Raw genomic sequence first — 26656 nt, 5'->3', positions numbered from 1 at the left:
GCTATAATCGCTCCACGTTTTTTACTCCCGTCACCACACGAGACTGCCATGACTATTTCCCTGTACGCCGCATCCGTTCCGGTTTTCCAGCAAATGCTCAACGCCCTGAGCAACAACCTGAGCAAGGCCGAAGCCCACGCTACCGCGAAAAACATCGACCCGAACGCATTCCTGCAGGCCCGTCTGTACCCGGACATGTTCCCGCTGGTGCGTCAGGTGCAGATCGCCGTTGATTTCGCCAAGGGTGTTTCGGCGCGTCTGGCTGAAATCGAACTGCCGAAATACGACGATACCGAAACCACCTTCGCCGAACTGCAAGCGTTGATCGCCAAGGTTCTGGCCTTCATCGGCGAGATCAAACCCGAGCAAATCAACGGCAAGGAAGGCATCGAAATCGTGACCCGTCCTGGCACCCCTAAAGAGAAGCGCTTCACTGGCCAGGCTTACCTGCTGAGCTACGGTCTGCCGCAGTTCTTCTTCCACGTCACCACTGCCTACGCATTGCTGCGTCACAACGGTGTGGAAGTGGGCAAGCGCGATTACATGGGCGCGTTCTAAACCACCCAGGTACAAAAAAGCCCGCCAAGGTGTAAGCCTTGGCGGGCTTTTTCGTTTTCGTCGGTGCGTTCTACGCCAAACGCTGCGCCTTCAACTCTTCACCCTGGCAAGCCGCCGCGGTGAACAGCACGTCGGTGGAGGAGTTCAGCGCGGTTTCCGCCGAGTCCTGCAATACACCGATGATGAAGCCGACCGCCACTACCTGCATGGCGATTTCGCTCGGGATGCCGAACAGGCTGCACGCCAGCGGAATCAGCAACAACGAACCGCCCGCCACGCCCGAGGCGCCACAGGCACAAATTGCCGCGACGACGCTGAGCAGAATGGCCGTCGGAATATCCACGGCGATGCCCAGGGTGTGCACGGCGGCTAGGGTCAGCACAGTGATGGTGATCGCCGCGCCGGCCATGTTGATGGTCGCGCCGAGCGGGATCGATACCGAATAGGTGTCTTCATGCAGGCCCAGGCGTTTGCTCAATTCCAGGTTGACCGGAATGTTCGCCGCCGAGCTGCGGGTGAAGAAGGCGGTGATGCCGCTCTCGCGCAGGCAGGTGAGTACCAGCGGATACGGGTTGCGGCGCAGTTTCCAGAACACGATGACCGGGTTCATCACCAACGCGACGAACAGCATGCAGCCCAGCAGCACCGCCAGCAGGTGCATATAGCCGATCAATGCGCCGAAACCGGAAGTGGCGAGGGTCGAAGCCACCAGACCGAAGATCCCCAGCGGCGCAAAGCGAATCACCAGGCGCACGATCACGGTCACGCCATTGGACAGGTCGCCCAGCACTTCGCGCGTCGTCTCGCCAGCATGGCGGATCGCAATGCCCATGCCGATCGCCCACGCCAGAATGCCGATGAAGTTGGCGTTCATCAGTGCGCTGACCGGGTTATCGACCACGCTCAGCAACAGACTTTGCAGCACTTCGCTGATGCCGCCCGGCGCGGTGACCGCAACGTCCTGGGTCGACAGCACCAGGCTCGACGGAAACAGCGTACTGGCGATCACTGCAACCACGGCTGCGGCGAAGGTGCCCAGCAGATACAGAAACAGGATCGGCCGGATATGGGTTTCCTGGCCGTGCTTATGATTGGCAATCGAGGCCATGACCAGCACGAACACCAGGATAGGCGCGACAGCCTTGAGCGCCGACACGAATACTTTGCCAATGAAGGCGGTGGACTTCGCCACCTCAGGCGCGAACAGGGCCAGGGCAATCCCGGCGATCAGGCCGATGATGATTTGCGTGACCAGGCTGCTGCGTTTCAGGCGTTGCAAAAGAGAAGGGGATGAAGCGGTCATAACGGTATCTCTGATTTTATTAGGGTGCAGGGTTCCTTGGCTCATGCAGCAAAAAGCCGGGCAGGCTACATGGAGGGAACCGAAGGGGTCGCCACATCAATGCCAATCAATGGCCGATGAGCAAGGTGTCAATCTCGCGGGTCGCGGACTTTATCACAGCGTAGCCGCGATCCTTCAGACCTGTGACGATCTGCCACCCGATTGTTCAACGCGATTTGCAGGTTCGTGCAACTTCGTTTGGAAACACTCTGTTAAGCTTCGCCATCCTCATTTTCTAGTTCTGCCAGTGGGCCTTCGGGCTGTCGCTGGTGTCGTCGTTTTCCTGGAGTTCTGCATGCTGTTGCCCATTCTTCTGTTGTCCGCCGCCGGTTTCACGGTGCTGACCACGGAATTCATAATCGTCGGCCTGTTGCCGGCAATCGCCCGTGACCTGGACGTCAGCATCCCTCAAGCGGGTTTGCTGGTGACCCTGTTCGCGTTCACCGTGGCCGCGTTCGGGCCGTTCCTGACAGCGTATTTCGCAAGGTTTGAACGGCGCAAACTGTTCATCAGCGTGTTGATCATGTTCGGCCTGGCCAACACGCTGGCGGCGTTTGCGCCGAACATTTGGGTGATGGCCATTGCCCGGTTGATTCCGGCGCTGGGGTTGCCGGTGTTCTGGGCGTTGGCCAGTGAAACCGCGGTGGACATCGTCGGACCGGACTACGCCGGGCGGGCGATTGCCAAGATTGGTTTCGGCATCGTCTGCGCCACCGTATTCGGCATTCCGGTCGGCACGTTGATTTCCGATGCGTTCGGTTGGCGCAGTGCTTTCGGCATTCTGGCGGTGATTGCGTTTGCCAAGGCGCTGCTGCTGTTTATCTATTTGCCGAAAACCAGCCTGCACCAGCATCAGGTGAGTTTTCGTTCGCAATTCAAGATCTTGCGCAGCCCGCTGATGCTGGGTCATGTTCTGCTGTCGATCCTGGTGTTCAGCGGCATGTTCACCGCCTACACCTACCTGGCCGACATTCTTGAACGCCTCGCCGGTTTCAACGGCACCGTGGTCGGCTGGTGTCTGATGGGCTTCGGCGCGGTCGGGCTGATCGGCAACTCGCTGGGCGGTCGCGCGGTGGATCGTCACCCGCTGATCGCTTCTATGACGTTTTGCGCGTTCATGATTGCCGGCATGGTGACGCTGGTGCCGAACATTCACTCGCCGCTGGGGCTGGCGGCGGCGATGGGGATTTGGGGGGTGACCCAGGCGGCGTTGTTCCTGGTCAGTCATGTGCGGTTGATGAAGGCGGCGCCTGAAGCGCCGGCCTTCGCGGCGTCGTTGAACATTGCCGGGGCCAACCTCGGGATCGGCCTGGGCGCCATGGTTGGCGGCCGGGTGATCGACAGTGTGGGCCTGGGCGGACTGGGTTTCGCCGCAGCCGGTTTTATCCTGGTTTCGATTCTCCTGGCCATGGCGCTGATGACCTTCAAACCTCGCGAAGTCTGCGCCTGAGGCTTCACATCTCGGTGAACAGCTCGCGTCGGGCACCTTCGGTAATGGCGACAATGCCGGGGTGCTTGACCTTGCGTTCCACCGAAATGGCGTAGAACGACTCGCGCACCGCGTCGGTCTGGCCGATCAACTCCACGCCGCATTGGCGTTTCACCTCGTCGGCAATCACGCTCGGGCCGATGAAAATCCCGCTACCGGATTGGCCGAAAGCCTGCATCAAAGCGCTGTCGTCGAACTCGCCGACGATTCGCGGCTGAATCTGCTGTTCGGCAAACCAGCGTTGCAAGCGACTGCGCACCACGGTTTCCGGCCCGGGAATCAACAACGGGGCGCCGTGCAGGCTGCGGGGGAAATCCTGGCCGTATCGCGCCGTCAATTCAGCGGTGGCAAAGAAGCTGATACCGCATTCGCCGAGCTTCTGGCTGTAGCCCTTGATGTCCAGATGCGAGGGCATCGGGCTGTCGGAAATCACCAGGTCGAGGCGTTGAATCGCCAGGTCGGCGAGCAATCGTTCCAGTTTGTCTTCGCGGCAGGTGATGCGTAGCGGCTCGCTCAACTCCATGGTCGGCGCGATCAGTCGATAGACGATGGATTTGGGCACCACATCGGCGACGCCCACCCGAAACAGAATCTGTTGCTCATTGGGCTGCGCCCGCAGCATCAGCTCCAGCTCGCCCCCGAGTTGAAACATCTGCTCGGCGTAGGGCAGGGTCTGACGCCCGGCTTCGGTGAGTTCCAGCTGCCGCCCGACCCGGCGAAACAATTCAATGCCATAGGTTTGTTCGAGCAGGGAAATCTGCCCGCTGATGGTCTGTGGTGTCAGGTTCAACTGCTCGCAGGCGCGCACGATGCTGCCGGTCTTGGCCACCACCCAGAAATAATGCAGCTGTCGATAATTCAGCATTCATGTTCCCCGTAGCGTGTGTTTTGCTATGGATTCGTAAAAACCGAAGTATAACCGCTGAAAATACGAATTTTCCTGAAGTGTTTGCCTCTTTAGACTGCCTCGCTATCGACGGATCGCCTTTCGGGTTCTGTCTGTCCTATCGAGGAAAGCATCATGAAGCTTAAAACCACCGCGCTGCTGATCACCTCTTTACTGGTGTTGGCCGGTTGCGACCAGGCCGAGAAAAGTGCTCAGCAATTGATGGGCAAGGCCGCCGAAAGCGCCAAACAGGCGATTGACGATACCCACAAAGCCGCCGAACAAGCGTTGAGCGAGGCCACGAGTGGCCTGATCAGCAAGAAAGAACAACCGGCCAAAGAGACGGGCAAAACCGACTCTTCGTCCCAGGAAATCTAAACCGTCTACAACGAGTCAGGACTGACCCATGGAATACCTTTTAGAACTCGCTGCAAGCCCCACCGCCTGGGTCGCCCTGGCCACGTTGGTGGTGATGGAAATCGTGCTCGGCATCGATAACCTGATCTTCATCTCGATCCTCACCAATAAGCTGCCCGAGCAGCATCGCCAGAAGGCGCGGCGCATTGGTATCGGCATGGCGTTGATCCTGCGCCTGGCGCTGTTGAGCACCATCGCGTTTATCGTCCAGTTGACTGAACCGGTGATCGACATTCTCGGCCACGCGTTCTCCTGGAAGGACATGATCCTGATCGCCGGCGGCCTGTTCCTGTTGTGGAAGGCGACCACCGAGATTCATCACAGCATGGACCCGTCGCCGGAAGACCCGACGTCGGCCACCTCGACCGTGACCCTGGGCTTTGCCGCCGCCATCGGTCAGATCCTGATGCTCGACATGGTGTTCTCCATCGACAGCATCATTACCGCTGTCGGCATGACCGAGCATTTGCCGATCATGATCATCGCGGTGGTGGTGTCGGTCCTGGTGATGTTGCTGGCTGCTGACCCGTTGGCCAAGTTCATCAACGACAACCCGACGGTGGTGATGCTGGCGCTGGGCTTCTTGATCATGATCGGCATGACGCTGATCGCCGAAGGTTTCGGCGCCCACGTACCGAAAGGCTATGTCTACGCGGCCATGGCGTTCTCGGCGACGATCGAAGGCTTGAACATGCTGTCGCGGCGGGCCAAACAGAGGCGCGTTGCCGCAGAAGCTTAATCGCCGATAAACGAAACGGCCGCCTGAACTTGCGAGAGTCCAGGCGGCCGTTTTTTGTTTGTACGACTGAAAAGCGCCAGTCAGTGCGCGGTGATGGGGTGTGTAGCCGGTTTATCGGTTTTGGCCGCGGGCGCCGATTTAACCGGGTGGTGATGGTGCCGACGGGTAATGCGCAAAACGCCCCACAACATGGCGGCGGCCACTGCCAGCCAGCCGGAAATCAACATCACAATGGTCATTGTCAGGCTCATCAGTGCCTCCTCTTTGCCCTGCCGCGGGCGCACACTCTTCCTTGGTAAAGGACAGTCTAGCCGTTGCTGTGTTTCAGGCTATTGACCAAAGGTCGCCTGTCATCAACCCGTTCGCTCTATCAAATGCAAACAACTGCCGGTTAAGGCTATACCGCTGTCGCGCGGCATCCTATGATCGACGGCCAAGCCGGCTGCGTGATCGCCTGGCGTCTGAACAAGAGAGTGATGATGGTGCGGGTATTTTCTCGAATTCGATCTTTGGCACTGATCGTTGGCTGCGTTGCCGGCCTGGCTGGCTGCGCGGGGAGCGTAGCGCCTGAGATCAAGCGTCTGCCGGAGCGTGTCGAACTCAGCGGTACGTTCTACCGTGGGCAAAGTTATCAGAGCGGGCCTCAAGTGCTGGCCAGCCTGTTGTCCCAACAGGACATCGTGATAACTCCAGGGTTGCTCGAAAAGCCCCTGAATTTACCGGGCGCCGAAGACCGGTTGCAGCAGAACATGCAAAACCTCGCCCGCGAATACGGGATGGTGGTCTATCCCCTCGACAGCCAATTGCCGGCGCTGCTGACCCAGGTCGCAGCCGGTTATCCGGTGATGGTACGCATTACTGAAGGCTCGGCATTCTGGGCCGGGCCGCGATACGCCATTCTTGCCGGTTACAACCGTCAGAAGCAGACCGTGTTGCTGCGCACCGGGATGGATCGTCGGTTGCTGATGGGGTTCAGCGCCTTTGAGTCGGCGCTCGAGAATGCAGGCGGTTGGGCCGTTTTGATCCAGAAGCCGGACCAGATTCCGGCCAACGTCGATCAGCAGCGCTGGCTGAAAGCGGCGAACGATCTTGCCCAGTCAGGTCAGGAGCAGGCGGCAGCCAGGGCGAAGAAGGCGCTGACCGCGCAGTAGTTTCCGTTTGTCATCCGCCGGGCACTACTCGACGTTGTTCGCCTCTGATGTAAAGGGCCCGGGTTTCTCGCCGGGCCGTGACCAGGAGGCGTCCATGGCTCAATCCAATACCCCCGTCGGCCCACACTCGTCCGAGCATTCGTCCGATAATGAGTTGGGGTTCGACCCCGACTCTCCGGACGTTGCTGATCCTCAGGTCGACCCCATCGGACCTGCCAGGGCGCCCAGGGACATAAAGCCGGGTGAGGAGGGCAAGAAGAAGCCGGCCAAGCCTTACGACCCACTCGGTAATCTGAGACCCAAGTCTTAGTGAGAGGTGCATATGTCTACCGATTCGAGCTTCGACGACAAACATCCGGACTCTCCCGACAGTGTTCCAACAACCCTTGAGCCGGACGTGGATCCGGTGATGGACCCAGACAGCCCGCTAAGGGATCCCTTGGCCAGGCCGACCGTGGTGCCGACGAAGCATCCGCAGGGCTGGCGAGACCCGAGTGCCGGGGACGGCATTCCGGATGACGATCAGATGCCGTTGCCCAATGATTGACCGCCGGACAAAAAAAGCCCCGAATATTCGGGGCTTTTCATTTATGGATGTTTCGACCTTATTTTGAGGCTTCAATCACACCGCTCTGGCGATGCTTGAGGTTCTTGTCTGACTTGTATTGAAGGGCGACGGACGGCACGTTGGTGCTCTTGCCGGTTTCAACCCAGCTGCGAATACGGGTTGCATCGGCAAAGTGCGTGTACTTGCCGAAGGCATCGAGAATCACCAGCGCAACCGGACGGTTGCCCATGCTGGTCACCAACACCAGGCAGTGGCCGGCCTGGTTGGTAAACCCGGTTTTCGTCAGCTTGATGTCCCAGTTCGGCTTGTTGATCAAGTGGTCGGTATTGTGGAAACCCAGGCTGTAGTTGGGTTTACGGAATGTAACGGTTTTTTCCTTGGTCGTGCTCAGCTCGGTCAAGAGTGGGTACTTGTGCGCGGCGATCAGCAGTTTGCTCAGGTCGCGGGCGGTGGACACGTTGCGCGGGGAGAGACCCGTCGGTTCGACGAAGTGGGTACTGGTCATGCCCAGCGCCTTGGCTTTGGCGTTCATGGCGGCAATGAACGCGACGTAACCGCCCGGATAGTGATGCGCCAAGGTTGCGGCGGCACGGTTTTCCGATGACATCAGGGCGATCAGCAGCATCTCGCGGCGCGTCAATTCGCTTTGGAGTTTGACTCGGGAGAACACGCCTTTCATTTCCGGGGTGTCGCTGATGTTGACGGGAATATATTCGTCCATGTTCTGCCGCGCTTCTACGACCACCAGGCCGGTCATCAGTTTGCTGACGGAGGCGATGGGTACGACGACGTCAGGATTGCTGGCATAGATGACTTTGTTGGTTTGCAGATCCATCAGCAAAGCGCTGCCGGAAGCGATCTTCAGTTGTGCAGTGTCTCGTGGTGCCGCGGTGGTTTCACCGGCGTTGACCGTTGGCGTGATGAAAGTCCCTGTAACTGCAAAAACTAGGCTCAGGATGGAAAGACGGATTTTCACGCTGGCAGACTCATAAAGGGTGGATATGCCGTTCTGTAACGGGCTGTTTCTTAAAAACGACGCATTTTAGGAGTATGTGCCAGGAAAGCCATAGGCGCCTGCAAGACGGGGGGTAAAAGTGAAGAATATTTAATGCTGTAACTCTTTCTTTACTATTTGGCTTTGCAGTTGTCCGACCTCTGTGATCGAGCTGTTTGCTACAGGCAAAAAGAACCCCGCGATGGGCGGGGTTCTTTTGGGTGCAGCAGGGTGAGAGTTAACTCAGCTGTGCAGTGTTTCGGCGGCGTACAACGTGTTTTCCAGCAGGCAGGCGCGGGTCATCGGGCCGACGCCACCCGGTACCGGAGTGATCCAGCCGGCACGGGCCAGGGCGGATTCGTAAGTCACGTCGCCGACCAGTTTGCCGTCTGCCTGACGGTTGATGCCGACGTCGATCACGATCGCGCCTTCCTTGATCCACTCACCTTTGACCAGGCCCGGCTTGCCGGCGGCAACCACTACCAAGTCGGCGCGACCGACGTGGCCGGCCAGATCCTTGGTGAAGCGGTGGGTGACAGTCACGGTGCAACCGGCCAGCAGCAGTTCCATCGCCATCGGACGACCAACAATGTTGGAAGCCCCGACAATGACCGCGTCCATCCCGTAAAGATTGACGCCGGTGCTTTCCAGCAGCGTCATGATGCCTTTGGGCGTGCACGGGCGCAGCAGCGGAATGCGCTGGGCCAGGCGACCGACGTTATAAGGGTGGAAACCGTCGACGTCCTTGTCGGGACGAATGCGCTCCAGCAATTTGGAGGCGTCCAGGTGTTCAGGTAGAGGCAGCTGAAGCAGAACGCCGTCGATTGCCGGGTCGTCGTTCAGGCGATCGATCAGATCGGTCAGCGCTGCTTGAGTGGTGTCGGCAGGCAGGTCATAGGCTTGGGATAGGAAGCCGACCTCTTCACAGTCTTTACGCTTGTGCGAGACATAAACCTGAGAGGCAGGATCGCTGCCGACCAGGATCACCGCGAGGCCGGGTGTGCGCAGGCCTTGCTGGCGACGCTCGGCAACTCGTTTGGCGATCTGCTGGCGCAGGCTGGCGGCGATCGATTTGCCGTCGATTAGTTGTGCAGTCATTGCGCGTGATTAACCATCGAGAGGGGAAAAAAAGAGAGCGCATTCTCGCATGTCACGAGGTGAGGGCAAAGGCGCTTGGTCTGCAAATTCCCCTAACTCCTTTAATTAAATGAATTTTTTTCAAAAAGGATTTGACGACCTTCAGGGGGCTCTATACTATTCGTCGCACTTGTCGGGCACAGCCTAGCACTGGTTAAGAAGGTCGAGCGGAGTTACGGTTCCGCAAGACTGAAAAGCACTTAGTTTGTAGTCCTTCAAGGGTACAGATTAACAAGGCGCCCGTAGCTCAGCTGGATAGAGCATCCGCCTTCTAAGCGGATGGTCGCAGGTTCGAGTCCTGCCGGGTGCGCCATTAGGCAGCATTGGCACAAGTAGCGCGATATGGTGGGCGTAGCTCAGTTGGTAGAGCACGGGATTGTGACTCCCGTTGTCGTGGGTTCGATCCCCATCGTCCACCCCATATTTCGAAAGGCGCCAGATTAATAGTCTGGCGCCTTTGCTTTAACAGCTTCAACCCGCGGATGTGGTGGAATTGGTAGACACACTGGATTTAGGTTCCAGCGCCGCGAGGCGTAAGAGTTCGAGTCTCTTCATCCGCACCAAATAAAGCTTCACTCATGCCGATTGGCATGATTGAGGTTCAACAAAGAAGTTGTTTGGCTTCTTTGTCACGCAATATGGTGGGCGTAGCTCAGTTGGTAGAGCACGGGATTGTGACTCCCGTTGTCGTGGGTTCGATCCCCATCGTCCACCCCATATTCCGAAAGGCGCCAGATTTAACAGTCTGGCGCCTTTTTTGTTTCAGTGGTTTGAGTGTCGGTGGCTGCAGGTTGTGGGCCGCAGGGGCAGGTCGCTTCGTCGTATTTATGTTTCTCGATGATGCCTGATTTGCCCGCCGATCCCCTCGCGGGGTTGGCTGTCAGGGACGGATTGCCGATTCCTTCTATATATAGGAAGGTGGGTGCAGAGCCCTGGCTTGATTGGCTGTATTTGCTAACAGGGCGAGGCACAACCGTTTGTCCCCGCCTATAAATTGCCTGCTGTTTTTTTACCCGTTTTCAGTAGGGTGACTTCTTGAGTTTGACCCACTAGAATGCATGCCCTTGATTCTGGGGTCGGAAACGGCCGGCTAACGTCTGTGCAACGAGGAATATCCATGCAAGTTTCTGTTGAAAATACTTCTGCTCTTGAGCGCCGCATGAGCATCACCGTGCCGGCTGAGCGCATCGAGACTCAGGTCAACAAGCGTCTGCAGCAGACTGCCCAAAAGGCCAAGATCGCTGGCTTCCGTCCAGGCAAAGTGCCAATGAGCGTGATCCGTCAGCGTTTCGGGGCTGATGCACGTCAAGAAGCCGTGGGCGACGTGATCCAGTCTTCCTTCTACGAAGCTGTCGTCGAGCAGAAGCTGAATCCGGCTGGTTCGCCTTCGATCGAACCTAAAACCCTGGAAGCGGGCAAGGACCTGGAATACGTAGCCGTATTCGAAGTGTTCCCTGAGTTCACCGTTGCCGGTTTCGAAGGCATCACCGTCGAGCGCCTGAGCGCCGAAGTGGCTGACGCCGATCTGGACAAGATGCTGGAAGTCCTGCGCAAGCAGAACACCCGTTTTGAAGTGGCCGAACGCGCTGCCCAGAACGAAGACCAGCTGAACATCGATTTCGTCGGCAAGGTCGACGGTGAAGTGTTCGCAGGTGGTTCTGCCAAAGGTACTCAGCTGGTGCTGGGTTCCGGCCGCATGATCCCTGGTTTCGAAGACGGTCTGGTTGGCGCTAAAGCCGGCGAAGAGCGCGTTCTGAACCTGACCTTCCCAGAGGACTACCAGAACCTCGACCTGGCAGGCAAAACTGCTGAGTTCACCGTGACCGTGAACACCGTTTCCGAGCCTAAACTGCCAGAGCTGACCGAAGAGTTCTTCGCTCAATTCGGCATCAAGGAAACCGGTCTGGAAGGCTTCCGCACCGAAGTTCGCAAGAACATGGAGCGCGAACTGCGTCAGGCGATCAAATCCAAGGTCAAGAATCAGGTGATGGACGGTCTGCTGGCCACCAACCCGATCGAAGTGCCTAAGGCTCTGCTGTCCAACGAAGTCGACCGTCTGCGCGTGCAGGCTGTTCAGCAGTTCGGTGGCAACATCAAGCCTGACCAACTGCCGGCCGAGCTGTTCGAAGAGCAAGCCAAGCGCCGCGTCGTGCTGGGTCTGATCGTGGCTGAAGTGGTCAAACAATTCGACCTCAAGCCTGACGAAGCCCGCGTTCGCGAGATGATTCAGGAAATGGCTTCGGCCTACCAAGAGCCTGAGCAGGTTGTGTCCTGGTACTACAAGAACGACCAGCAACTGAACGAAGTCCGTTCGGTTGTGCTGGAAGAGCAAGTTGTGGATACTGTTCTGCAGAAAGCTAGCGTGACCGACAAATCGGTCTCTTACGAAGAAGCGGTCAAGCCGGTAGAAGCTCCACAAGCCGACTGATTGGTTTTGCGGTAAGAAGTACACACCATAAGCCAGCCTTCGTGCTGGCTTATGCGTATTCAAGACATAACTATTTGGGAGTGACTGCGAGACATGTCCCGCAATTCTTATTATCAGAGCTCTGACATCCAGGCCGCAGGCGGTCTGGTCCCGATGGTTATCGAGCAGTCTGCCCGTGGCGAACGTGCCTATGACATCTACTCGCGCCTGTTGAAGGAGCGAGTGATCTTCCTGGTAGGTCCGGTAGAAGACTACATGGCCAACCTGGTTGCGGCGCAACTGCTGTTCCTTGAAGCGGAAAACCCGGACAAGGACATCCATCTTTACATCAACTCACCAGGCGGTTCGGTGACTGCGGGCATGTCGATCTACGACACCATGCAGTTCATCAAGCCAGACGTTTCCACCACCTGCATCGGTCAGGCCTGCAGCATGGGTGCCTTCCTGCTTGCCGGTGGTGCTGCCGGCAAGCGTTTCTGCCTGCCGAACTCGCGCATGATGATTCACCAGCCGTTGGGCGGCTTCCAGGGTCAGGCGTCGGACATCGACATCCATGCCAAGGAAATCCTCCACATTCGTTCGCGTTTGAACCAGCTGTTGGCTCATCACACCGGTCAGAGCCTCGAAACCATCGAGCGCGATACCGAGCGCGACAACTTCATGAGCGCTGAGCGTGCGGCTGAATATGGCCTGATCGACTCCGTGATCGACAAGCGTAAAATGCCCGCCTAAGCAGCCCAAATGTAGGTGGTCGGGGTAACTGACCGCCTGCGGGCTTGAAAAAGCCTGCAATTGCCTTCATCTTGTGTTGCAAGCCTATCGGATTTGGATCGATCGAATGACTGACACCCGCAACGGCGAGGACAACGGAAAACTGCTCTATTGCTCCTTCTGTGGCAAAAGCCAGCATGAAGTACGCAAATTGATTGCCGGCCCCTCGGTCTTTATCTGCGACGAGTGCGTCGACCTGTGCAATGACATCATCCGTGAGGAGGTGCAGGAAGCCCAGGCCGAAAGCAGCGCGCATAAATTGCCTTCGCCTAAAGAAATCAGCGGCATCCTTGATCAGTACGTGATTGGTCAGGAACGTGCGAAAAAGGTTCTGGCCGTAGCGGTGTACAACCACTACAAGCGTCTGAACCAGCGCGACAAAAAGAATGACGACGTCGAACTCGGCAAAAGCAACATCTTGCTGATCGGCCCGACAGGCTCGGGTAAAACCCTGCTTGCCGAAACTCTGGCCCGCTTGCTGAACGTTCCGTTCACCATCGCCGACGCAACCACCCTCACCGAGGCGGGTTATGTGGGCGAAGATGTCGAGAACATCATTCAGAAGCTGCTGCAGAAGTGCGATTACGACGTAGAAAAGGCCCAGATGGGCATTGTCTACATCGATGAGATCGACAAGATCTCGCGCAAGTCTGACAACCCGTCGATCACCCGGGACGTTTCCGGTGAAGGCGTGCAGCAGGCCCTGCTCAAGTTGATCGAAGGCACGGTCGCTTCCGTTCCACCTCAAGGTGGTCGCAAGCATCCGCAGCAGGAATTCCTTCAGGTCGACACCCGTAACATCCTGTTCATCTGCGGTGGTGCGTTCTCCGGTCTGGAAAAGGTTATTCAAAACCGTTCCACCCGTGGCGGCATCGGCTTCAACGCAGAAGTGCGCAGCAAGGAAGAAGGCAAGAAAGTCGGTGAATCCCTGCGTGAAGTCGAGCCTGACGATCTGGTCAAGTTCGGTCTGATCCCGGAATTCGTCGGGCGTCTGCCGGTACTTGCCACGCTGGACGAGCTTGATGAGGCTGCGCTGATGCAGATTCTCACCGAGCCGAAGAATGCCCTGACCAAGCAGTATGCCAAGCTGTTCGAGATGGAAGGCGTGGACCTGGAATTCCGGGCCGACGCGCTGAAATCGGTCGCCAAACGTGCCCTGGAACGCAAAACCGGTGCCCGTGGCCTGCGCTCGATTCTCGAAGGTGTATTGCTCGACACTATGTATGAAATCCCCTCGCAGTCCGAGGTGAGTAAAGTAGTGATCGACGAAAGCGTTATAGAAGGCAAGTCCAAGCCTCTGTATCTCTATGAGAACAGTGAGCCGACTGCCAAGGCAGCGCCAGACGCTTAAGCGTCACACTGCTGGAATAAAGAAGGGGCCTTCGGGCCCCTTTGCTATTGTGGGAGACGGGGCAGCTAACCTGAATTTCTGGATGCGCCGGGATAAATGCAGGCGCTACCGTAAGCTCTGATTTTTTAAGTGATTCTTTTATCCGCTTGTTTTTTTTGAAAACAGCCCCCATCTTGGTTTCAAGCTTACTTCCATCTGTTTACGGCCTTATGGCCGCCGTAGAGGCGAAATCATGAAGACGACCATCGAATTGCCTCTCCTGCCATTGCGTGATGTCGTGGTTTATCCGCACATGGTTATCCCGCTGTTCGTGGGGCGCGAGAAATCCATCGAAGCTCTCGAGGCAGCGATGACGGGCGACAAGCAGATCCTTCTGCTGGCTCAGCGGAATCCTGCTGACGACGATCCCGGTGAAGAAGCACTTTATCGCGTAGGCACCATTGCTACCGTTCTGCAGCTGCTCAAACTGCCTGACGGCACCGTCAAGGTTCTTGTCGAAGGCGAGCAGCGGGGCGCCGTGGAGCGCTTCAGCGAAGTCGACGGCCACTGCCGTGCCGAAGTCTCGTTGATCGACGAAACCGAAGCGCCAGAGCGCGAATCGGAAGTGTTTGTCCGCAGCCTGCTGGCTCAATTCGAACAATATGTGCAGCTGGGCAAGAAAGTCCCCGCTGAAGTCCTGTCGTCGCTCAACAGCATCGACGAGCCGGGCCGCCTGGTCGACACCATGGCCGCGCACATGGCCCTGAAGATCGAGCAGAAGCAGGAAATCCTCGAAATCATCGATTTGTCGGCCCGGGTCGAGCACGTTCTGGCGTTGCTGGATGCCGAGATCGATCTGCTGCAAGTCGAAAAACGCATTCGCGGCCGCGTTAAGAAGCAAATGGAGCGCAGCCAGCGCGAGTACTACCTGAATGAGCAGATGAAGGCTATTCAGAAAGAGCTGGGCGACAGCGACGAAGGCCACAACGAAATCGAAGAGCTGAAAAAGCGCATCGATGCCGCCGGTCTGCCGAAAGATGCGTTGGCCAAGGCTCAGGCCGAACTGAACAAGCTGAAGCAAATGTCGCCAATGTCCGCGGAAGCGACCGTGGTGCGTTCGTACATCGACTGGCTGGTTCAAGTGCCATGGAAAGCCCAGAGCAAAGTGCGCCTGGACCTGGCCCGTGCCGAAGACATTCTCGACGCCGACCACTACGGTCTGGAAGAAGTCAAAGAGCGGATCCTTGAATACCTCGCCGTGCAGAAGCGCGTGAAGAAGATTCGCGGCCCGGTATTGTGCCTGGTCGGTCCTCCAGGGGTGGGTAAAACCTCTCTGGCGGAGTCGATTGCGCATGCAACCAACCGCAAATTCGTCCGCATGGCCCTCGGTGGCGTGCGCGATGAGGCGGAAATTCGTGGTCATCGCCGGACTTATATCGGTTCGATGCCAGGAAGATTGATTCAAAAGATGACAAAGGTGGGCGTCCGCAACCCGCTGTTCCTGCTCGATGAAATCGACAAAATGGGCAGCGACATGCGTGGCGATCCAGCGTCGGCGTTGCTGGAAGTGCTCGACCCCGAGCAAAACCACAACTTCAACGATCACTATCTGGAAGTCGACTACGACCTGTCCGATGTGATGTTCCTGTGCACCTCCAACTCGATGAATATTCCACCGGCGCTGCTGGACCGGATGGAAGTGATTCGTCTGCCGGGTTACACCGAAGACGAGAAGATCAACATCGCCGTCAAATACCTTTCGCCCAAGCAGATTGCTGCCAACGGCCTGAAGAAAGGCGAGCTGGAATTCGACGCCGAAGCGATTCGCGACATCATTCGCTACTACACCCGCGAAGCCGGTGTACGTGGGCTGGAGCGCCAGATTGCCAAGGTTTGCCGCAAGGCGGTCAAAGAGCATGCTCTGGAAAAACGCTTCTCGGTGAAGGTGACAGCCGAGATGCTGGAACACTTCCTGGGCGTGCGTAAATTCCGTTACGGCCTGGCTGAACAGCAGGATCAGATCGGTCAGGTCACCGGCCTGGCGTGGACCCAGGTGGGCGGCGAATTGCTGACCATCGAAGCCGCAGTCGTGCCGGGTAAAGGCCAGCTGATCAAGACCGGTTCTCTGGGTGACGTGATGGTCGAATCGATCACCGCAGCCCTGACCGTCGTTCGCAGCCGTGCTAAGAGCCTGGGGATTCCCCTGGACTTCCACGAGAAGCGCGACACGCATATCCATATGCCTGAAGGGGCAACCCCGAAAGACGGCCCTAGCGCCGGTGTAGGCATGTGCACGGCCCTGGTGTCGGCATTGACTGGCATTCCTGTAAGAGCGGACGTCGCCATGACCGGCGAAATCACCTTGCGTGGGCAGGTGCTGGCGATCGGTGGCTTGAAGGAAAAACTGCTGGCTGCTCACCGTGGCGGAATCAAGACGGTGATCATTCCTGAAGAGAACGTACGCGATCTGAAGGAAATTCCTGACAACATCAAGCAAGATCTACAGATTAAACCCGTTAAATGGATTGACGAGGTCCTGCAAATTGCGCTGCAATACGCGCCGGAACCCTTGCCGGATGTGGTTCCGGAGATCGTTGCAAAGGATGACAAACGCGAGTCTGACTCTAAGGAAAGAATTAGCACGCATTAGTACGCATTTGCCTGGGGGGCTTCCTTGACAGTTTTTTAGAGCCCTTGTTATAAAGCGGCTCTTAAGTGTCTGTAGGCCATTCAGCACTCGTTTTTTTTGCTTTCACCAAAAAACTTAGAATCAAACTCAAATAGATATAAGGGGACTTAGAGTGAACAAGTCGGAACTGATTGATGCTATCGCTGCATCCGCTGATATCCCGAAAGCTGCTGCTGGCCGTGCGCTGGACGCTGTAATCGAATCCGTCACTGGCGCTCTCAAGGCTGGTGATTCTGTTGTTCTGGTTGGTTTCGGTACTTTCTCCGTAACTGATCGTCCAGCTCGCATCGGTCGTAACCCACAGACCGGTAAGACGCTGGAAATCGCAGCAGCCAAAAAACCAGGTTTCAAAGCCGGTAAAGCACTGAAAGAAGCTGTCAACTAAGTTCGATTCAGGTTTTTGCCTATCCGGGTCGGGGTCATTCCTGACTTGGCAGCGGAGCGGTAGTTCAGTCGGTTAGAATACCGGCCTGTCACGCCGGGGGTCGCGGGTTCGAGTCCCGTCCGCTCCGCCAGTTACGAGAAGGCGCATCCTCGGATGCGCCTTTCTTCTATCCGGATTCTACCCACGCTCCACGGTTGCCTAATTTTGAAGTTCAACCGTTTCTGGGGGACGCATGCTGCAGAATATCAGGGACAATTCACAAGGCTGGATTGCCAAGACCATTATCGGGGTCATCGTTGCACTGATGGCTTTGACCGGTTTCGACGCTATTTTCAAGGCCACGACGCACAAAAATGACGCGGCCAAGGTCAACGGCGAAGAAATCAGCCAGAACGAGCTGAGCCAGGCGGTCGATATGCAACGCCGTCAGCTCATGCAACAGCTGGGCAAGGATTTCGATGCTTCCTTGCTCGACGAAAAAATGCTGCGCGAATCGGCCCTCAAAGGCCTGATCGATCGCAAACTGCTGCTGCAAGGCGCAGAAAAATCGAAATTCGCTTTCTCCGAAGCCGCTTTGGATCAGGTGATCCTGCAAACGCCTGAGTTCCAGGTGAACGGCAAGTTCAGCCCTGAGCGTTTCGACCAGGTCATCCGTCAACTGGGCTACAGCCGTCTGCAATTCCGTCAGATGCTGGCTCAGGAAATGCTGATCGGTCAGCTGCGCGCTGGCCTGGCCGGTAGCGGTTTCGTCACCGATGCACAGGTGTTGGCCTTCGCCCGTCTGGAAAAGCAGACCCGTGATTTCGCCACCGTGAACATCAAGGCAGACCCGGCGGCAGTGAAACTGACCGACGATGAGGTCAAGGCCTACTACGACGAACACGCCAAGGAGTTCATGACGCCGGATCAGGTGGTCATCGATTACCTTGAATTGAAGAAGGCATCCTTCTTCGATCAGGTCAGCGTCAAGGACGAAGACTTGCAAGCGGCGTATCAGAAAGAAACCGCGAACCTGTCCGAGCAACGCCGGGCTGCGCACATTCTGATCGAAGTGAACGACAAGGTGACCGAGGCGCAAGCCAAGGCCAAGATCGAAGAAGTTCAGGCGCGCCTGGCCAAGGGCGAGAGTTTCGAGGCCCTGGCCAAGGAGTTCTCCCAGGATCCAGGTTCGGCGACCAACGGCGGTGACCTCGGTTTTGCCGGTCCGGGCGTCTACGATCCAGCGTTTGAAAAAGCCCTGTATTCGTTGGCCAAGGATCAGGTCTCGGAGCCGGTCCGCACTGACTTCGGTTTCCACCTGATCAAGCTGTTGGGTGTCGAAGCGCCTGAAGTGCCAACGTTCGCCAGCCTGAAAGACAAGCTGACCCGCGAGTTGAAAACCCAGCAAGTCGAGCAGCGTTTCGTCGAAGCGACCAAGCAATTGGAAGACTCCTCGTTCGAGTCCTCTGATCTGGCCCAGCCGGCACAAGATCTGAAGCTGACCGTTCACACGTCCGCGCCATTCGGCCGTGAAGGTGGCGAAGGCGTTGCGGCCAATCGTGCCGTGGTGACCGCTGCATTCAGTCCTGAAGTGCTGGATGAGGGTGCCAACAGCACCGCCATCGAGCTGGATCCGGAAACCGTGATCGTGCTGCGCGCCAAGGAGCACCGCAAGCCTGAGCAACTGCCGCTGGAAAGCGTGGCTGCCAGCATCCGCGTGCAATTGACCAAGGAGCACGCCAGTGCCGCCGCCAAGACCAAGGCCGATCAACTGATCGCCAGCTTGCGTGATGGCAAGACTGCACTGGACAAGGCGATCGATGGTCAGAACTGGAAAGTTACCGCAACCGCGACTCGCGCTCAGGAAGGGGTCGACCCAACCGTGCTGCAAGCGTTGTTCCGCATGCCCAAGCCAGTCTCCAAGGACAAGCCGACCTTCAGCAGCGTGACCCTGGCCGATGGTAGCCTGGTGGTCGTGCGTCTGAACGGCGTGAATGAAGGCGCTGCGCCGACCGAAGAAGAGAAGGCTCAATACCGTCGCTTCCTCGCCTCGCGCATTGGCCAGCAAGACTTCGCGGCCTACCGCAAGCTGCTGGAGCGTGAGGCTGAGATCAAGCGTTTCTGATGCCTGACTGAGTTTTGCGCGACACAAAGGACCCCAGCCGAAAGGTTGGGGTTTTTTTATGGGGGAAACGAAAAGATCGCAGCCTGCGCTAGCGCTTTCAGAGGGGGGGCGCGGTCATCTTTAGGCGCTGCCACGGGCGGTGACCTTTTGATTTTTGCTCCGGCGGGACTTTCTCCCGAGATGATGGTCAATGAATCTGTAGCCGTTTTAGACAATCGTTGCTCCGCTAAGCATCGATCTGTTGCACAATACGCCTCGAACCGTTTTCCTCAGGATGTTCAATGTTTAAATCAATTCCCATGCGTGTTGTAGGGCTGGCCTTGGTGCTGGCCGCCGCTGCCGGTTGTTCGTCGAAGAAGGCCGCCATCTATGAGCATGAGAACTTCGACGACTCGGGAACGTTTTCGCGCAGCTACCCGGTGACCGATGCGCAAACCTGCGAAGCCGCCCGTCGGGCCTTGCTTAGCCAGGGTTACATCATCACCAGCAGCGATCCGAAACTGGTCAGTGGGCACAAGAGCTTCCAGCAGACTGGCGAAACCCATATGGAGATCAGCTTCAGTGTGGTTTGTGCCGATGACGGCAGCGAGGGGCACCATGCGACCATGTTCGCCAACGCCCTGCAGGACCGATATGCGCTGAAAAAGACCAACAACTCCGCCAGCCTCGGCGTCGGCGTATTGGGCTCGGTATCGATGCCGATCGGCTCGTCCGATGATTCGATGGTCAAGGTCGCCAGTGAAACCGTGTCCTCGGCCAAGTTCTACGAGCGTTTCTTTACCCTGGTCGAACTGTTCCTGCCGCCGGAAGCGAAGAAGGCCGCGCACATTATCGAGAAGCCGAAAACCGAACTGGGGATGCCTGAAGCCAAGGCTGCGCCCGCTCAGTTGGCGCCAACCCCGGCACCGGCGGCAGAACCTGCACCTGCACCTGCACCAGCGCCGGCAGCCGAGCCCGCACCTGCCGCCGCGCCTGCCACTTCGGAGCCTGTTGTGCCGCCTGCTGAAACAGCGCCGATTACCCCGGCCAAGAGCACCGAGCCGACGTCGTCCACGGAAACGGTCACTCCAGTAGCGGACTCGAGCACGCTGCCGCCGCCGACCGAGCCGATTTCGGCGATACCTGTCTCCGGCCAGTAATGGGCTTGCTTGTTATGGGGGCGGGTCAGACGATACCGCTCCCGTAACGTCCTTCAAGACTGATCCACATCAAGTCGGGCTGTATTCCCACAGTCCGTGTCGAAAAATCCAGTGATAAATTCCTGACCACCTGCTACGTTTTATTCAGTAGCGACGTAGTGTCGTACCCGCGTCATTTTTCTTTCATGCGGGCACTTTATGCTCAAGGCGTTGGTCATTTATTCAAGCGATTTTTTCAACAAGCAATGGGGGTTTAATAATGGACGATTATCAAGAAGAACTGCTCGAGTATCAGGCCTTTGAACTGGACCCGCTGGAACCGGCCGAAGACGCTACCGAGCTGTAATTACGCTGACTGCGGCGAAACTCGCCGGGCGTCTGGCCGTTCCAGCGTTTGAAAGCGCGCTGAAAGGCTTCGGCTGAGGCAAACCCCAGAAGATAGGCGATTTCGCCGAACGCCAGTTCAGTGTCGCGGATGTAGGTCATGGCCAGGTCACGACGTGTATCGTTGAGAATTGCACGAAATTGCGTGCCTTCCTCGGTGAGTTTGCGGCGCAAGGTCCAGGTTGGCAGCTTCAGGCGTGCCGCCACTTCTTCCAGGTCGGGTTCCCGGCCACCATTGAGCAACGGGCCCAGCAACTGAGTGATGCGTTCACGCAGGCTGCGGGTGCGTGTCAGTTGCTCAAGTTCCCGTTCACACAGTTGCAGCAGGTGCCGCCAGGTGCTCGGGCAGTGCTCCGGGTTGCGCTGGGCGAGGCTGTCCAGGCCCAGGCGCAGTTGATTCTGTTCGGCGCCAAACTGAATCGGACAGTCGCCGAGTACGGCATAGGCCTCAAGGTAATCCGGTGCGTCAAATTCGATCTCGATTCGTTCGGCGCGCAGTGGGGCAGGGCTCACGCTGGACAATTGCTGCAACCAGCCAGCGATGATCGAATCCACCACGAAGCGGTTGTAGGCGTTGTAGGGGCTGATCGAATAGAACCGCAGCCAGGCGCCTTGGGCGTCTTCGTGAAAGCTCGACTGGCCTCGATAGTTGGAGCCGTACAGCGCTTCGAAACGAATCAGGCAGCGCGCCGCTTCGCGCACGGTGGGAGCCTGGGCGGCGGTGACGCCGGCCAAGCCGGCCTGGCTCAGGCGACTGAGCTGGCCCATGCGCAAACCCAGCGCCGGGTCGTCGGTCAGTTGAATAGCGCCGTGGCCCAGACGCATGTAGCGCGGGATCGACAGGCGGGCGCCGGCTTCGGCCAGTCGCGCGGCGTCGAGGCCGTACTGTTCCAGCAACGGTTGTGGGTCCAGGCCATGGCTGCGCACGGCGTCGGCCAGGCTATGGACGAAGCCCACCGACAGATCCCCGAGGCGCATCGGCTGCGGTTTCATCGCTTACAACCAGAGGTTCAGCAATTGCGCGCCGCGGGCATCGCTGTCGGCGAAATGCTGCCCGTTGCTGCTGAGGAAGCTTTGACCGGCGCTGCTCTTGTCCCAGAACTGACCGCGCAGGAACACACTCATGCCGGCGATGCTCTGGCTGGCCGGTGGTTGGGCGGTCAGCGTCAGCCGCTGCCAGGCCTGACCTTCGCTGAGTTCGCCGGCCTTGAGGCTGACAGAGCCCGGCGCGGGCAGGCCTCTATAGCCGCGCCATGGTTGATCCCAGGACCCACGCCCGACGACGAACGCCGGGACCGCCACCAGTTGCGCGCCTTGGGCGTCAAGTTTGCGGTAGTTGTCGGGGTACCAGCTGTCGCTGCCGATCAGCACGCCGAGGCGTCCGGCCGGGGTGTCGACGACGTTGACCGGATGATCGGAATTGCCTTGGAGCGTGCCACGTCCAGCGAACGTCGGGTGCACTTGTCGCTGGGGCTGGCCGATTGGCAGGCCGTCGCGACCGAACACCACGCTGCTGTTGTACAGCGCGCCGCGACCGATGTGCAGGGTGCCGTCGCTGACGCTCGGCTCGGGCAGCACGATGGAACCGGCCACCAGGGTCACGTGGAATTCTTTCGCCAGGCCACCGAACAGCGCCTGGTAATCCTTGGCCATGCGTTTGGCTTTCATCCGCAAGTGCGCGTCGTCGAGACGGTTGCTGCCTTCGGCGCTGATCAGGGCGCGGATGAACTGCAGCGGGTTGCTCACCGCCAGCCAGTTCATGGCTTCCTTGAGGGTGGTGGCCTGGTACAGCTCGTCTTTCTCGCCGCTGACCATCAGCCAGGTGCCGACATGTTCAGGCAGTACGACGATGGTTTTTTCATTCAGCAGGCCCTGGTCCTGGGCCTTCTGCAAATAGGCCGCGAGCTTGCGGTGCAGGCGTTCAGGGCTTTGATAGTCGGTGGGGAACAGCTCGGGCTGGATGCCCAGCAGATTGCCACGATCGGCGGGTGTGCCCTGATCGACCGCGAGATTGATGCGCAGGTCCGACAGGTAATGACCCACCGGACGGTCCGCGGCCCACATCGCGTAGGTCGTCAGAACGGCGATCAACGCCATGGAGACGGTCAGGTACAGAAGTTTGCGCATGGAAAACAGTCAGCGGCCGTGTGCAGGGTTCGCGACTAGGGTAGGGCCCATGCCAGCGCTTGCCAAGGGGCGCTGCGCATTTGGATCAATAAGTTGTCAGTTACGGTCATTGAGTGACAGCGGTGCGACTCTTAGTCTGTCGAACATGACTGACGGGGGCCGAAGAGCTCCTGCAAATTTTCCGTGATCGCTCGTTGTGGAGTTACCGATGGCCGCCGCTCATTACCCGCACCTGTTGGCCCCGCTGGACCTGGGTTTTACCACGTTGCGCAACCGTACCCTGATGGGTTCGATGCACACGGGCCTCGAGGAAAAACCCGGCGGTTTCGAGCGCATGGCCGCGTACTTTGCCGAACGTGCCCGTGGCGGCGTAGGCCTGATGGTCACTGGCGGTATCGGCCCGAACGATGAGGGTGGGGTTTACTCGGGCGCGGCCAAGCTGACCTCCGATGAAGAAGCGCTCAAACACCGGATCGTCACCCGCGCGGTGCACGAGGCGGGCGGCAAGATCTGCATGCAGATCCTGCATGCCGGGCGTTATGCCTACAGCCCGAAACAGGTGGCGCCGAGCGCGATCCAGGCGCCGATCAACCCGTTCAAGCCTAAAGAGCTGGACGAGGAAGGCATCGAGAAGCAGATCAGCGATTTCGTTACCTGCTCGACCCTGGCGCAAAAAGCCGAGTACGACGGCGTCGAGATCATGGGTTCCGAAGGTTATTTCATTAACCAGTTCCTCGCGGCCCACACCAACCATCGCACTGACCGCTGGGGAGGTGTCTACGAAAACCGCATGCGCCTGCCGGTGGAAATCGTCCGTCGGGTGCGCGAAGCGGTCGGCCCGAACTTCATCATTATCTTCCGCCTGTCGATGCTCGACCTGGTGGAAGGCGGTAGCACCTGGGAAGAAATCGTGCAGTTAGCCAAGGCCATCGAGCAGGCGGGCGCGACCATCATCAACACCGGCATCGGCTGGCACGAAGCGCGGATTCCGACCATTGCCACCAAGGTGCCGCGTGCAGCGTTCAGCAAGGTCACGGCGAAACTGCGTGGTTCGGTGAGTATTCCGCTGATCACCACCAACCGCATCAACACCCCGGAAGTCGCCGAGCAGATCCTGGCCGAAGGCGATGCCGACATGGTGTCGATGGCGCGGCCGTTCCTCGCCGACCCGGACTTCGTCAACAAGGCGGCGGCCGGCCGTGCCGATGAAATCAATACCTGCATCGGTTGCAACCAGGCTTGCCTGGATCACACGTTCGGCGGCAAGTTGACCAGTTGCCTGGTGAACCCGCGGGCCTGCCATGAAACCGAACTCAATTACCTGCCGGTGCAGCAGATCAAGAAAATCGCCGTGGTTGGCGCCGGTCCCGCGGGGCTGTCCGCCGCCACCGTGGCCGCCGAGCGCGGTCATCAGGTGACGCTGTTCGATTCGGCCAGCGAAATCGGCGGCCAGTTCAACATCGCCAAGCGCGTGCCGGGCAAGGAAGAGTTCTTCGAAACCCTGCGCTACTTCAACCGCAAGTTGCAGACCAGCAACGTCGAGCTGTGCCTGAACACCCGTGTGGACGTGGCGCAGCTGGTCGAGGGCGGTTACGACGAAATCATCCTCGCTACCGGCATCGCGCCGCGGGTGCCGGCGATTCCGGGTGTCGAGCACGCCAAGGTGCTGAGCTACCTGGACGTGATCCTCGAGCGTAAACCGGTGGGCAAACGCGTCGCGGTAATCGGCGCTGGCGGTATCGGTTTCGACGTGTCGGAATTCCTCGTGCACGAAGGCGTGGCCACCAGTCAGGACCGCGACGCGTTCTGGAAGGAGTGGGGTATCGATACGCACCTTGAAGCGCGTGGCGGTGTCGCGGGCATCAAGGCTGCGCCGCATGCGCCGGCCCGCGAAGTATTCCTGCTGCAACGCAAGACCTCCAAGGTCGGTGATGGCCTGGGCAAGACCACCGGCTGGATTCACCGCACCGGTCTGAAGAACAAAAAGGTGCAAATGCTCAACAGCGTCGAGTACCTGAAGATCGACGACGAAGGCCTGCACATCCGCATCGGCGAAAGCGGCGAACCGCAGGTGCTGCCGGTGGACAACATCGTGATCTGCGCCGGGCAGGATCCATTGCGCGAGTTGCACGACGGTCTGGTTGCGGCCGGGCAGAACGTGCACTTGATCGGCGGCGCGGACGTGGCGGCGGAGCTGGATGCCAAGCGTGCGATCAACCAGGGGTCGCGGTTGGCGGCTGAACTCTAACGTTCGCAGCTATCCCTTGTAGCAGCTGGCGCAGCCTGCGTTCGGCTGCGCAGCAGTCGCAAAATCAGCCATCGCGGTATTCCAGATAAACCGAGGTGTCAGGATTGACGACTGCTTCGCAGCCGAACGCAGCCTTCGGCAGCTGCTACAGGGTTCGTGCTGGCTGATAGACTCCTGTTTTTCGTCAGAACGTAACGCATCAATGCTTTTTCCTCCTGCCGACTGGCTCCCCCAAGCCCCTCTCGAACCCCTTCACCTCGACTGGCTCACCACCGCCGGCATCGACGTTGCCATCCTGCGTCTGGACCAGATCGACCCGCTGATCAGCGGCAACAAGTGGTTCAAACTCATCGAACACCTGAAAGCCGCCGACCAGAACGGCGCCCAAGGCATCATCAGCCTGGGCGGTGCTCACTCCAACCATCTCCACGCATTGGCCGCCGCAGGCAAGCGCTTCGGGTTCACCACGGTCGGTTTGCTGCGCGGGCATCCGCAAGACACCCCGACAGTAAAGGACTTGCAGGCGTTCGGCATGCAGTTGCACTGGCTGGGTTATGGCGGTTATCGAGCGCGGCATGAGCCGGGTTTCTGGCAGCCGTGGCGGGCGCAGTATCCCGAGCTGCAACCGGTGCCGGAAGGTGGTGGTGGCTTGCGTGGGGCGAAGGGCTGCATGCAGCTGGTGGCGCAGGCCCGCGAGCAACTGAGTGGTCTGGGCTGGAGCCATTACGACGGCTGGTGGCTGGCCTGCGGAACGGGCACGACCCTGGCCGGTCTGGTGCTGGCCGAGGCGGGTGAACACCCGGTGTATGGCGCGCTGGCGGTGCCCGATGATCATGGCGTGGCGCAGCAGGTCGAGATGATCGGGCGGGAAGCCGGTTGGGTCGATCCCTTGTATGAACTACTGGACGCCAGCCGTGGCGGTTTTGCCAAAGTCGATCCGCAGCTGCTTGCATTCATCGAGCAGACCGAACAGGCCAGCGGTATTCTTTTCGAGCCGCTGTACACCGGAAAAGCGCTCATGGCTCTCAAGCAACAAGTCGAAGCTGGTAAATTTCCCCAAGGCACGCGCCTGATCTTCATCCACACCGGCGGCCTGCAGGGCCGCCGGGGTTTCGAGCAAAGCGGTCGCGATTAACCGCGTTTGGGCATCATCCGCAGCAAGGTGTTATCGCGCACCACATAGTGGTGGTAAATCCCGGCCACCGCGTGCAACCCGATCAGCCAATAACCGATGGTGGCGCCGAGCTCATGCCAGCCTTGGAACTGCTTGGCCAGCGGTTTGTTTTCTTCGATCAGCAATGGCAAGTCGACGCCATAGAACATCACCCGATGCCCCTCGGCGCTGGTAGTCAGCCAACCCAGAACCGGCACGGTGATCATGAAAATATACAGTGCCCAATGCATCAGCCTGGCAACCACGGTTTGCCAGCGAGGGGAGGCGGGGAATATCTGCGGTGCCGGCCCCAGGCTGCGGGCGAACAGCCGCAACCAGACCAGCACGAACACGGTCAGGCCGAGCATGAAGTGCGCTTCCTTGATCAGCGTTCGGCCGCCACTGCCTTTGGGAAAGATCCCGCGAAATTCGATACAGGCGTAGACCAGTATTAACAGAACCAGCATCAACCAGTGCAGCGCGATCGATACGGTGCTGTAGCGTGATTCGGAATTCTTCCAGGGCATACGGTGTTTCCTCACAATTCTGGTCTGAAGTCACCGTTCTTGTTCGACGGCGTGCACTAACTGTAATCCTGTTTCGCAGGATTTGCCCGA

Annotated in this window: 24 protein-coding genes and 5 tRNA genes; 21 read left to right on the top strand and 8 right to left on the bottom strand. The window is 58.5% G+C overall.

Annotated elements, in window-relative coordinates; genetic code table 11:
- The first annotated feature begins 48 nt into the window (after positions 1-48).
- Complete coding sequence (locus PGR6_RS18735) at positions 49-558, top strand: DUF1993 domain-containing protein (protein ID WP_019579999.1); 510 nt, start codon at positions 49-51, stop codon at positions 556-558.
- A gap of 70 nt (positions 559-628) precedes the next feature.
- On the opposite strand, the gene sstT is transcribed toward PGR6_RS18735, so the two are convergent.
- On the bottom strand, positions 629-1861 hold the full coding sequence (gene sstT, locus PGR6_RS18730; protein ID WP_064618915.1) for a serine/threonine transporter SstT: 1233 nt from the start codon (positions 1859-1861) through the stop codon (positions 629-631).
- Positions 1862-2195: 334 nt separating this feature from the next.
- Here sstT and PGR6_RS18725 point away from each other — a divergent pair, with 334 nt between their 5' ends.
- A complete protein-coding gene (locus tag PGR6_RS18725; RefSeq protein WP_018925413.1) occupies positions 2196-3350 on the top strand; it encodes an MFS transporter in 1155 nt (384 codons plus the stop codon).
- Between the two features lie 4 nt (positions 3351-3354).
- On the opposite strand, the gene nhaR is transcribed toward PGR6_RS18725, so the two are convergent.
- Entirely contained in the window at positions 3355-4254 is a 900-nt protein-coding gene (gene nhaR, locus PGR6_RS18720; RefSeq protein WP_018925414.1) for a transcriptional activator NhaR, read from the bottom strand.
- A 156-nt stretch (positions 4255-4410) separates the two neighbouring features.
- On the opposite strand from nhaR, the gene PGR6_RS18715 reads away from it, so the two are divergent.
- On the top strand, positions 4411-4653 hold the full coding sequence (locus PGR6_RS18715; protein WP_007940414.1) for a hypothetical protein: 243 nt from the start codon (positions 4411-4413) through the stop codon (positions 4651-4653).
- A 28-nt stretch (positions 4654-4681) separates the two neighbouring features.
- On the top strand, positions 4682-5431 hold the full coding sequence (locus PGR6_RS18710; protein WP_018925415.1) for a TerC family protein: 750 nt from the start codon (positions 4682-4684) through the stop codon (positions 5429-5431).
- An 80-nt stretch (positions 5432-5511) separates the two neighbouring features.
- On the opposite strand, the gene PGR6_RS30235 is transcribed toward PGR6_RS18710, so the two are convergent.
- Positions 5512-5682, bottom strand: coding sequence for a hypothetical protein (locus PGR6_RS30235; protein WP_177343097.1), 171 nt, complete (start codon positions 5680-5682; stop codon positions 5512-5514).
- A gap of 171 nt (positions 5683-5853) precedes the next feature.
- On the opposite strand from PGR6_RS30235, the gene PGR6_RS18705 reads away from it, so the two are divergent.
- From PGR6_RS18705 to PGR6_RS18695, 3 genes are all read left to right on the top strand, one after another.
- Entirely contained in the window at positions 5854-6582 is a 729-nt protein-coding gene (locus tag PGR6_RS18705; RefSeq protein ID WP_018925417.1) for a hypothetical protein, read from the top strand.
- A 94-nt stretch (positions 6583-6676) separates the two neighbouring features.
- A complete protein-coding gene (locus PGR6_RS18700) occupies positions 6677-6892 on the top strand; it encodes a DUF6021 family protein (RefSeq protein WP_064618912.1) in 216 nt (71 codons plus the stop codon).
- A 12-nt stretch (positions 6893-6904) separates the two neighbouring features.
- Entirely contained in the window at positions 6905-7129 is a 225-nt protein-coding gene (locus PGR6_RS18695) for a hypothetical protein (protein WP_007940407.1), read from the top strand.
- A gap of 58 nt (positions 7130-7187) precedes the next feature.
- On the opposite strand, the gene pbpG is transcribed toward PGR6_RS18695, so the two are convergent.
- On the bottom strand, positions 7188-8126 hold the full coding sequence (gene pbpG, locus PGR6_RS18690) for a D-alanyl-D-alanine endopeptidase (protein ID WP_018925420.1): 939 nt from the start codon (positions 8124-8126) through the stop codon (positions 7188-7190).
- 261 nt (positions 8127-8387) lie between these two features.
- Entirely contained in the window at positions 8388-9242 is an 855-nt protein-coding gene (folD, locus tag PGR6_RS18685; RefSeq protein ID WP_018925421.1) for a bifunctional methylenetetrahydrofolate dehydrogenase/methenyltetrahydrofolate cyclohydrolase FolD, read from the bottom strand.
- A gap of 275 nt (positions 9243-9517) precedes the next feature.
- Between folD and PGR6_RS18680 the strand changes: the two genes are divergently transcribed.
- The 12 genes from PGR6_RS18680 (at position 9518) to PGR6_RS18625 (ending at position 20127) form a co-directional block, all read left to right on the top strand.
- Positions 9518-9594: transfer RNA gene (locus tag PGR6_RS18680), tRNA-Arg, on the top strand.
- Between the two features lie 32 nt (positions 9595-9626).
- A tRNA-His gene (locus tag PGR6_RS18675) sits at positions 9627-9702 on the top strand.
- 57 nt (positions 9703-9759) lie between these two features.
- Positions 9760-9844: transfer RNA gene (locus PGR6_RS18670), tRNA-Leu, on the top strand.
- Between the two features lie 78 nt (positions 9845-9922).
- Positions 9923-9998 (top strand) — tRNA-His (locus PGR6_RS18665).
- A gap of 400 nt (positions 9999-10398) precedes the next feature.
- Positions 10399-11709 carry a trigger factor gene (gene tig, locus PGR6_RS18660; protein WP_026286355.1) on the top strand — a complete coding sequence of 437 codons (1311 nt, stop codon included), beginning with the start codon at positions 10399-10401 and terminating at the stop codon, positions 11707-11709.
- 93 nt (positions 11710-11802) lie between these two features.
- Entirely contained in the window at positions 11803-12441 is a 639-nt protein-coding gene (clpP, locus tag PGR6_RS18655) for an ATP-dependent Clp endopeptidase proteolytic subunit ClpP (RefSeq protein ID WP_018925423.1), read from the top strand.
- Between the two features lie 106 nt (positions 12442-12547).
- A complete protein-coding gene (clpX, locus tag PGR6_RS18650; protein ID WP_018925424.1) occupies positions 12548-13831 on the top strand; it encodes an ATP-dependent Clp protease ATP-binding subunit ClpX in 1284 nt (427 codons plus the stop codon).
- A gap of 232 nt (positions 13832-14063) precedes the next feature.
- Positions 14064-16460, top strand: coding sequence for an endopeptidase La (gene lon / locus PGR6_RS18645; protein WP_007940400.1), 2397 nt, complete (start codon positions 14064-14066; stop codon positions 16458-16460).
- A 151-nt stretch (positions 16461-16611) separates the two neighbouring features.
- On the top strand, positions 16612-16884 hold the full coding sequence (locus tag PGR6_RS18640) for an HU family DNA-binding protein (protein ID WP_002552737.1): 273 nt from the start codon (positions 16612-16614) through the stop codon (positions 16882-16884).
- Between the two features lie 53 nt (positions 16885-16937).
- A tRNA-Asp gene (locus tag PGR6_RS18635) sits at positions 16938-17014 on the top strand.
- A gap of 102 nt (positions 17015-17116) precedes the next feature.
- Complete coding sequence (locus tag PGR6_RS18630; protein ID WP_064618909.1) at positions 17117-18988, top strand: SurA N-terminal domain-containing protein; 1872 nt, start codon at positions 17117-17119, stop codon at positions 18986-18988.
- Between the two features lie 281 nt (positions 18989-19269).
- The gene (locus PGR6_RS18625; RefSeq protein ID WP_064618906.1) at positions 19270-20127 is read left to right on the top strand and encodes a DUF2242 domain-containing protein; all 858 of its coding nucleotides are present in this window, start codon (positions 19270-19272) and stop codon (positions 20125-20127) included.
- A 291-nt stretch (positions 20128-20418) separates the two neighbouring features.
- On the opposite strand, the gene PGR6_RS18620 is transcribed toward PGR6_RS18625, so the two are convergent.
- Positions 20419-21504 (bottom strand): AraC family transcriptional regulator, encoded by a 1086-nt coding sequence (locus PGR6_RS18620; RefSeq protein ID WP_018925427.1) that lies wholly within the window; start codon positions 21502-21504, stop codon positions 20419-20421.
- Positions 21505-21507: 3 nt separating this feature from the next.
- Positions 21508-22638 (bottom strand): carbon-nitrogen hydrolase family protein, encoded by a 1131-nt coding sequence (locus tag PGR6_RS18615; RefSeq protein ID WP_064618903.1) that lies wholly within the window; start codon positions 22636-22638, stop codon positions 21508-21510.
- Between the two features lie 208 nt (positions 22639-22846).
- On the opposite strand from PGR6_RS18615, the gene PGR6_RS18610 reads away from it, so the two are divergent.
- A complete protein-coding gene (locus tag PGR6_RS18610) occupies positions 22847-24886 on the top strand; it encodes an oxidoreductase (RefSeq protein WP_064618900.1) in 2040 nt (679 codons plus the stop codon).
- Positions 24887-25088: 202 nt separating this feature from the next.
- Positions 25089-26021, top strand: a complete 933-nt coding sequence (locus tag PGR6_RS18605) for a 1-aminocyclopropane-1-carboxylate deaminase/D-cysteine desulfhydrase (protein ID WP_064618897.1) — start codon at positions 25089-25091, stop codon at positions 26019-26021.
- On the opposite strand, the gene PGR6_RS18600 is transcribed toward PGR6_RS18605, so the two are convergent.
- Positions 26018-26566, bottom strand: a complete 549-nt coding sequence (locus PGR6_RS18600) for a cytochrome b (RefSeq protein ID WP_018925431.1) — start codon at positions 26564-26566, stop codon at positions 26018-26020. The genes PGR6_RS18605 and PGR6_RS18600 overlap by 4 nt on opposite strands.
- Between the last annotated feature and the right edge of the window lie 90 nt (positions 26567-26656).

It is taken from the genome of Pseudomonas sp. GR 6-02, from assembly GCF_001655615.1.
Taxonomy (GTDB): Bacteria; Pseudomonadota; Gammaproteobacteria; order Pseudomonadales; family Pseudomonadaceae; genus Aquipseudomonas.
The sequence above is the reverse complement of the archived record's forward strand: the minus strand, read 5'-3'. Positions and strand labels throughout refer to the sequence as shown.